The following is a 7569-nucleotide window of genomic DNA, read 5'->3' on the forward strand; positions in this document are numbered from 1 at the left end:
ACCTTCCTGCATGTCCGTGACGTGTTCTTTTCACGCCGCCGGACACACTTCTCGTGGTTGCTGCCGCAGTCGGTGTCGTGCCCGGGCTATTCTAGTCGCCATGAGTGACCAGACAGAGAGCGTCCCGGAAGAACCGGCGACTGAACCGGCGACCGAACAGCAGTCGTCGGCCCGGCGTCGTGCCGAGGAGACCCGGGTGTACATCCTGGAGTGCGCGAAGAACGCCTTCAACAAGCGCCCCTACAGCGAGGTGTCACTCAAGGACATCGCCACCGAGGTCGGTGTCAGTGCCCCGCTGATCATCAAGTACTACGGAACGAAGGAGAACCTCTACGAGGCGCAGCTGGACTTCACCGAGGCCGCCGCGCGTCTGGAGAACGTCCCCTTCACGCAGATGGGCACCCACCTGGCACGGCTGGCGGTGACCTCCGCCGACGACAGCCCGAACTCGCTGGTGCGCAAACTCGCCGACGCCGGCGGCAACCGGCACATCGTCGACACCCTCGGACGGGTCTTCCGCCAGCAGGTCGTCGCCCCCGTCCTGGAACGGGTGGCCGCCGAGACCGGCTCGGACTCCGGCGCCGACCCGGAGATGCGGGCAGAGGCGGCGATGTCGATGGTGATCGGCCTGGCGTTGATGCGCCGGCTCGTCACCCAGGAGTACTTCCACGACGCCGACGTCGAGGCCTTCGTCACCTACTACGGCGACCTGATCCAGTGTGTACTGGACGGTGAACCCGCAGGACGGTGAGCCGGTCGCACCCGCCGCCACCCCGGTGTTGTCGGGTGCGACGACCCTCCCGTATCATCTCCGTTTGTTGGCCCTGGTGGCGGAATTGGCAGACGCGCTGCACTCAAAATGCAGTGTCTTCGGGCGTGTGGGTTCGAGTCCCACCCAGGGCACCATCATGACCCCGCCGGTCGAGATCGACCGGCGGGGTCTTCTGCTGCCCGGCCTGCAGGGGCCCGCAGCGGCCCGCAGCGGCCCGCACGAGCACGTGACGGTCGGGCTCGGTGTGGTCGCGGTCGTACGGGAAGTGGTTGACCACCGCCCGTCGACCCTCGATCTTCAGCGTCGTCGCCGCGGCGACGGTGTCGAAGGCCCGCAGGAACCTGGGGTGCCCGGCCAGCGCCTTGGCGCGCATGGGGTGCGCGGCGTCGTGGTTTCCGGCGAGCAGCGGGTGGCCTAGGCGTGGATCCGCGGTGAACCGGTCCGTCATACCCCGGATGGTACCGCGGCCCACCATACGGTAGGTTGTCCAGTGAAACTGTCGGGACGGTCCCGGCGCCACACCCCACCCAGGAGGAAACAGCCGTGGACCTTCCCATCGCCGAAGCAATCGAGACGTCCGGCGCCTACGCGTCCAATGCCATCTTCATCGTCGGGTCGCTCCTGTCGTCGCCCTTCGGGCTGATCGGCGACCTCGGGGCAGCAGCCTCCTCGCTGCTCCCCTAATCCTCGTCGGGGTCGACGATCTCGGCCGCGGTGGTGGCCACCGTCGTCCCGTCCTCGAACCGCCTCTTACCGAGGACGTTGTTCGGGTCGACGACCGCGACCTTCTTCCCCGTCTCGCGGATGCGGCGCAGCCCCTCCTTCACCATGCGGCGACCCACCGGGTTGCTCTCGGTCACCCGACGGGCGTCGATGATGACCCGCGGGGTGGAGATGTCCTGGTGCTCGGTCTCCATGAGGAACTCCTCGGCACCGGAGAAGTCCAGACCACCCTGCAGCCGGAAGATCGTGCTGCGCCCGCGGGTACGCACGCCGCGCACCGAACTGCCCTTGCGCGTCACCGCCGACATCAGGTGCAGGCCCATGTCCTCCGAGAGGGCCCGGAAGATCTTCGCCCCGCGCACGCTGTTGCCGGATTCGTCCAGCTGCGGCGAGAACGTCGCGATGCCGAGCTGTCCGGGCAGTGTCCCCATCAGTCCCCCGGCCACCCCGGACTTCGCCGGGATGCCCACGCCCGCCATCCACTTGCCCGCCCCGTCGTACATCCCGGCGGACGCCATGACGGCCTGCACCTGCCGGCACACCAGCGGCTCCAGGATCCTCTCGCCGGTGAGCGGCTGCACGCCTCCGAGGGCCAGGGTGGCCCCCATCACCGCGAGGTCCTTCACCGTGACCCGGATCGAGCACTGCCGGGTGTAGCTCGCCACGGCGTCCTCCGCACGGTCACTGATCACGTCGTAGCTGCGCAGCATGTGGGCCAACGCCAGGTTGCGGTCGGCGGAGCCCGTCTCCGAGGCCGTCACGTCCTCGTCCACGGTGAGCTGCCGCCCGGCGAGCCGGGAGAAGTACTCGACGATCACGTCGACCCGGTCCTCGACCGAGGAGTCCTCACCGTTGATCAGCTGGTTGACGGCGATGGCCCCGGCGTTGATCATCGGGTTGACCGGACGGTGCGTCTTCCCGTCCAAGGAGAGCTCGTTGAAGGCCTCACCGGAGGGCTCCATCCCCACCGTCTCCAGCACCTTCTCCACCCCGCAGTCCTGGAGTGCGGCGGCGTAGGCGAAGGGCTTGGAGATCGACTGGATGGTGAACTCGCGTTCGTCGTCGCCGACGCTGTAGATCCACCCCTGGTTCGTGCACATCGCGATCGCCAGCGGCGTGGGGTCTGCCTTGGCGAGTTCGGGGATGTAGTCGGCGACCGCGCCACCGTCCTCGTCGCGCACCCGGTCCATGATGTCGTTGAGATAGTCTTCGACGAGGGAGTTCATGGCCCCCGAGACTAACAGAATCCGTCGCCGATATACTTCCACCCATGACACCCCTTCCCGTTCCGCGACCGGGCTTTATCGCCCGCAGTGTCGGCTCGGTCCTGGGGGCCCTGATGCTCTCGACGTCTCTGGTGGCCTGCGTCACCAACGAGGAGTCCGGAAACCCGGAGGGCTGGGTAGACACCCTGCCCGAACCCGTCCCCGAACTCCAGGAGCTGCTCCCTCAGGAGTACCGCGACTCCGGACGCATCTCGGCCTCGACCAACCCGACATTCCCACCGAACCAGTTCAAGGACCCGTCCGGCGAGATCATCGGTTTCGAGATCGACCTCGTCCGTGCCGCCGGCGCCGTCCTCGGGCTCGACGTCGGCTTCCAGCAGCAGGACTTCAACCTGATCCTGCCGTCGATCTCCGCCGGGACGGTGGGCGTGGGCACCTCCGGGTTCTCCGACACCGAGGACCGCCGGAACTCGTACGACTTCGTGGACTTCTACACCTCGGGCATCACCTGGGCCACCACCCCGGGCAAGACCGTGGACCCGGCGGACGCCTGCGGGCTCACCGTGGCCGTGCAGAAGGGCACCTACTCCGACACCGACGACGTGCAGGTCAAGTCCGACGAGTGTGTCGCCGACGGCCGTCCGGCGATCAACAAGCTGGTGTACGAGTCCGCCAACGCCGCCGCGAACGCCACGGCCCTGGAGAAGGCGGATGCACTGAGTTCGGACTCCGCGGTGACCGACTACGCGATCCGCCTGTCGGAGGGCAAGCTCGTCCCCGCCGGCGACGCCTTCGACACCACCCCGTTCGGCTGGGCCTTCGCCAAGGAGTCGGACCTGGTGCCCGCCTTCGCCGCCGCCCTCGAGTACCTGATCACCTCGGGCCAGTACGACGACATCCTCGGCCCCTGGGGCCTCACCGACGGCGCGATCGACGCCGTCACCGTCAACACGCAGGACGTCGACCTGCCCGCCGCCGCCACCGCCGAAGAAGGAGCCTCCTGATGAGCGACCACTCCAGGGCCCAGGAACGGACCCGACCGACCGACAACGACGTCGTCCCGCTGCGCCACCCGGGACGCATCGTCGCGTCCGTCGTCCTGCTCGTCCTGCTCGCCGTGTTCCTGTGGAGCGCGGCGCACAACGACGCCTACGGGTGGGACACCTACGCGTCCTACCTCTTCGACACCCGGATCGCCGAGGCCGCGGTGCACACCATGGCGCTGACCGTGCTGGCGATGATCGTCGGCGTGGTCCTCGGTGCCGTGCTCGCCGTGCTGCGCATGTCACCGAACCCGGTGACCAGCGGCATCGCCTGGCTGTACCTGTGGATCTTCCGCGGCACCCCGGTGTACGTCCAGCTGGTGTTCTGGGGTCTGCTGTCCTCGATCTACCAGACGGTCAGCGTGGGCTTCGCCGAGATCGAACTCAGTTCGCTGCTGAGCAACATGTTCTGGCTGGCGGTCATCGGCCTGGGCCTCAACGAGTCCGCCTACATGGCCGAGATCGTGCGTGCCGGCATCCAGGCGGTGCCCGAGGGCCAGTCCGAGGCGTCCAAGGCGCTGGGTATGACCTGGTGGCAGAACATGCGTCGCACCGTGCTGCCGCAGGCGATGCGCATCATCATCCCGCCGACGGGCAATGAGCTGATCAGCCTGCTGAAGACCACCTCGCTGGTCATCGCACTGCCCTACGCCGGTGAGCTCTACGGCCGGTCGATGGACATCGCCTACGCCATGTTCGAACCGGTGCCGATGCTGCTCGTCGCCGCCACGTGGTACCTGGTGATCACCTCGATCCTCATGGTCGGACAACACTACCTGGAGCGCTACTACTCCCGGGGTTCCTCCCGTGCGCTGACGAGCCGCCAGCTCGCCGCGCTGACCGACGCGGAGGGCCTGCCCCCGCTGAACATCACGGTCGAGGACCCGGGCAGCGAACGAAACAACAGGAACAGCCGAGACAACAAGGAGAACGGCCGATGAGCACCGACACCCCGATGATCGCCGTGAAGGACGTCTGGAAGCGCTACGGTCGCCTCGACGTCCTCAAGGGCATCGACCTGGAGGTCCCCACCGGCGGCGTGACCTGCCTGATCGGGCCGTCCGGCTCCGGCAAGTCCACGCTGCTGCGCTGCGTGAACCACCTGGAGAGCATCGACGCCGGACGCATCGAGGTCAACGGCGACCTCATCGGCTACCAGGAGCGCAACGGTCGGCTGCACCAGATCTCCGAGCGCGAGGCGTCGCGTCAGCGCGCCGACATCGGCATGGTCTTCCAGCAGTTCAACCTGTTCACCCACCGCACGGTGCTCGCCAACATCATCGAGGCACCGGTGAAGGTGAAGGGCGTGCCGAAGGCGGAGGCCGAGGCCACCGCCCGGGAGCTGCTCGAGATGGTCGGGCTGTCCGACAAGGCCGAGGCGTGGCCGGTGCAGCTCTCCGGCGGTCAGCAGCAGCGGGTCGCCATCGCCCGCGCACTGGCGATGAAGCCGAAGCTGATGCTCTTCGACGAGCCGACGTCCGCCCTGGACCCCGAGCTCGTCGGTGAGGTGCTCAACGTGATGCGCCGTCTCGCCGACGACGGCATGACGATGCTCGTCGTCACCCACGAGATGGGCTTCGCGCGCGAGGTCGCCGACCACGTGGCGTTCATGGACGGCGGACGCATCGTGGAGCACGGTGTGGCGCGCCAGGTCATCACCGACCCCCAGGAGGAGCGCACCCGCTCCTTCCTGTCCAGCATCCTGGACTGACCCCCTCCGCGCGTCCCCGACCTGTTTCAGGGACGGATGTCGACGTGCCAGGGCACACGGGGGGTGCCCGGGTCGTCCAGCACCTGCTGGAAGAGCTGTTCGGCGGGCTGCTTGTCGCGGCTGACCAGCACCTCGGACAGGCGGGCGGTCAGCGCGCTGATGCTGCCCTCACAGCGGGTGACGTCCAGGGTCACCGTCGCCGGTTCGGGGGTGGTGTCGGCGGCGTCGGCGAAACCGTAGTCCTGCCACACCTCCTCGAGGCTGGCGTCTCCCCCGGTGCCGGTGGCCACCTGCAGGTCGGCGGTCAGCGACTCGGAGTTGAGGTCGACCAGGTGCCGGATGTCGTCGACGATGCTGTCGCGCTGATCGGCGGTGGAAAGGATCTTGAACACGATCTGAGGCATGGGCACCAGTAAAGCACTGACTCGCTCCCACTGCCAGGGTCTGACCGACTACTGTTGGGTAACTGTGATCGGCCACTCCCCCATCTCCCCCGCACCGGTACCTCCGTTGACCACGTTGCCCGACGGCACCATCAAACAGGTCAACCCGTTCTCCGGGACCGAGGTCTGGACCGTGCCCAGCCGCGGCCACCGTCCCGTCCGGGAACGTCCCGAGGAGATCGTCGAGGTCAACGACGCCAACCGGGACACGCAGACGGACTTCGGCATCGCCAACCTGCTGCGCACCACCCCGGAGAAGGCCCGCATGGTCATCGACGACAACGGTGACCCCCGGATCCTGCGCGGCCTCACGGTCTCGCAGCTGGAGGCGACGGACCCGCTGTTTCGGCGGGTGGCGAACCTCTACGAGATCCTCACCTACGACTACTGGCTGGTGAACTACGGCCACCGGATGGACGCCACGGCCGCCCGGCACATGGCGGAGTACCTCGCCGAGCCGGAGGGACGCGCCCACGTCGAGCAGCTGCTGCGCATCCGCCTGGCCGCGGCGGGACGTCCCGCGTCCGAGATCGACGCCCTGTTCACCGAGGAGCGGGCGGTGCAGAGCGTCAACGAGCTCGGCGGGCCGTTGTTCGGCGGCGGACACGACATCATCCTCGCCCGCGACCACTACGTCCCCGGGGCCACCCGCAGCGACCAGCTCCTCAGCTCCGGTGAGATGAGCTGGTCGGACCACCGGCTCTACATCGCCTTCACCGTGGACGCGATGGACCGGCTGTACCGCGCCAACCCGTACGTGCGCTACGTCGCGGCGTTCCAGAACTGGCTGGAGCCCGCCGGTGCCTCGATCGAGCACCTGCACAAGCAGCTGGTGGCCATCGACGAGCACGGGCTGCAGAACGAGACGGAGATCGCCCAGGTGCGGGCGAACCCGAACATGTACAACCAGTGGGCGGTGGACTACGCCGGGCACCACAACCTCATCGTCGCCGAGAACGACCATGCCGTCGCCTTCGCCGGTTTCGGGCACCGCTGGCCGACCCTGGAGGTGTTCTCCCGCTCGGGGACCACCGAGCCGTGGCTCATCAGTGTCGAGGAGCGCGACGCGGTGGCCGACCTCGTCCACGCCTGCCATGTGGCGGCCGGGCCTCACATGCCCTCGAACGAGGAGTGGCTGCACCGGCCGTTGGACGTGGACGTGCCGATGCCGTGGCGGATCATGATCAAGTGGCGTGATTCGACGATGGCCGGGTTCGAGGGCGGGACGAAGATCTTCATCAACACCCTGAGCCCCGCCGACCTGAAGGCACAGGTGCTCGAGAAGCTGACCGTCGCCCGCGACGAGGGGCGTCTGGCCCCGGGGATCCGGCTGGGTGGGGAGATCGAGTTCCAGCGCAACTCGCTGCGCTACAACCCGGCGGTGCAGGGCTAGCCGCAGGTCCCGGCGCAGCCCTGACCATCTCCGGAAGTATGACCTGCGCCTGAGCGCAGGCTTTCCACGTACCCCTACCCCCGGCGGTATGGCCGGACACGGGACACTGATAGACGCCTCTGCAACGTCTACCGGGCCGGGGGCTTGTCCCCAGCCGGAACCGTTGACAACACCGGTGACCCCGCCTACGGTCCGCGGTCAGGGCTGCGCCCATGTGGAGCCTCACACCTCTCCAACCGACGACAACCCACATAAAGG

At 67.9% G+C, this 7569-nt stretch carries 9 protein-coding genes and 1 tRNA gene; 8 read left to right on the plus strand and 2 right to left on the minus strand.

Annotation, left to right across the window (positions count from 1 at the left end; genetic code table 11):
- Positions 1–100 precede the first annotated feature (100 nt).
- The 4 genes from ACT3TD_RS10820 (at position 101) to ACT3TD_RS10835 (ending at position 1456) form a co-directional block, all read left to right on the plus strand.
- Positions 101–751, plus strand: a complete 651-nt coding sequence (locus ACT3TD_RS10820) for a TetR/AcrR family transcriptional regulator (protein ID WP_301441685.1) — start codon at positions 101–103, stop codon at positions 749–751.
- A 70-nt stretch (positions 752–821) separates the two neighbouring features.
- Positions 822–906: transfer RNA gene (locus ACT3TD_RS10825), tRNA-Leu, on the plus strand.
- 2 nt (positions 907–908) lie between these two features.
- Complete coding sequence (locus ACT3TD_RS10830) at positions 909–1190, plus strand: hypothetical protein (protein ID WP_444615003.1); 282 nt, start codon at positions 909–911, stop codon at positions 1188–1190.
- A 125-nt stretch (positions 1191–1315) separates the two neighbouring features.
- Complete coding sequence (locus tag ACT3TD_RS10835) at positions 1316–1456, plus strand: hypothetical protein (RefSeq protein WP_301441687.1); 141 nt, start codon at positions 1316–1318, stop codon at positions 1454–1456.
- On the opposite strand, the gene ACT3TD_RS10840 is transcribed toward ACT3TD_RS10835, so the two are convergent.
- Positions 1453–2721, minus strand: a complete 1269-nt coding sequence (locus ACT3TD_RS10840) for a glutaminase (protein ID WP_301441688.1) — start codon at positions 2719–2721, stop codon at positions 1453–1455. The genes ACT3TD_RS10835 and ACT3TD_RS10840 overlap by 4 nt on opposite strands.
- A 44-nt stretch (positions 2722–2765) precedes the next feature.
- Here ACT3TD_RS10840 and ACT3TD_RS10845 point away from each other — a divergent pair, with 44 nt between their 5' ends.
- The 3 genes from ACT3TD_RS10845 to ehuA are packed head-to-tail and all read left to right on the plus strand — an operon-like array spanning position 2766 to position 5475.
- Positions 2766–3725 carry an ABC transporter substrate-binding protein gene (locus ACT3TD_RS10845; RefSeq protein ID WP_301441689.1) on the plus strand — a complete coding sequence of 320 codons (960 nt, stop codon included), beginning with the start codon at positions 2766–2768 and terminating at the stop codon, positions 3723–3725.
- The gene (locus ACT3TD_RS10850; RefSeq protein WP_301441690.1) at positions 3725–4705 is read left to right on the plus strand and encodes an amino acid ABC transporter permease; all 981 of its coding nucleotides are present in this window, start codon (positions 3725–3727) and stop codon (positions 4703–4705) included. The genes ACT3TD_RS10845 and ACT3TD_RS10850 overlap by 1 nt, the downstream gene beginning before the upstream one ends.
- Positions 4702–5475 carry an ectoine/hydroxyectoine ABC transporter ATP-binding protein EhuA gene (gene ehuA / locus ACT3TD_RS10855; RefSeq protein WP_301441691.1) on the plus strand — a complete coding sequence of 258 codons (774 nt, stop codon included), beginning with the start codon at positions 4702–4704 and terminating at the stop codon, positions 5473–5475. The genes ACT3TD_RS10850 and ehuA overlap by 4 nt, the downstream gene beginning before the upstream one ends.
- A gap of 26 nt (positions 5476–5501) precedes the next feature.
- On the opposite strand, the gene ACT3TD_RS10860 is transcribed toward ehuA, so the two are convergent.
- Positions 5502–5879, minus strand: coding sequence for a hypothetical protein (locus ACT3TD_RS10860; RefSeq protein WP_301441692.1), 378 nt, complete (start codon positions 5877–5879; stop codon positions 5502–5504).
- Between the two features lie 64 nt (positions 5880–5943).
- On the opposite strand from ACT3TD_RS10860, the gene ACT3TD_RS10865 reads away from it, so the two are divergent.
- Positions 5944–7311 carry a DUF4921 family protein gene (locus tag ACT3TD_RS10865; RefSeq protein WP_301441693.1) on the plus strand — a complete coding sequence of 456 codons (1368 nt, stop codon included), beginning with the start codon at positions 5944–5946 and terminating at the stop codon, positions 7309–7311.
- Positions 7312–7569: the final 258 nt, after the last annotated feature.

The sequence above is a fragment of the Corynebacterium sp. AOP36-E1-14 genome, assembly GCF_052377495.1.
Taxonomy (GTDB): Bacteria; Actinomycetota; Actinomycetes; order Mycobacteriales; family Mycobacteriaceae; genus Corynebacterium.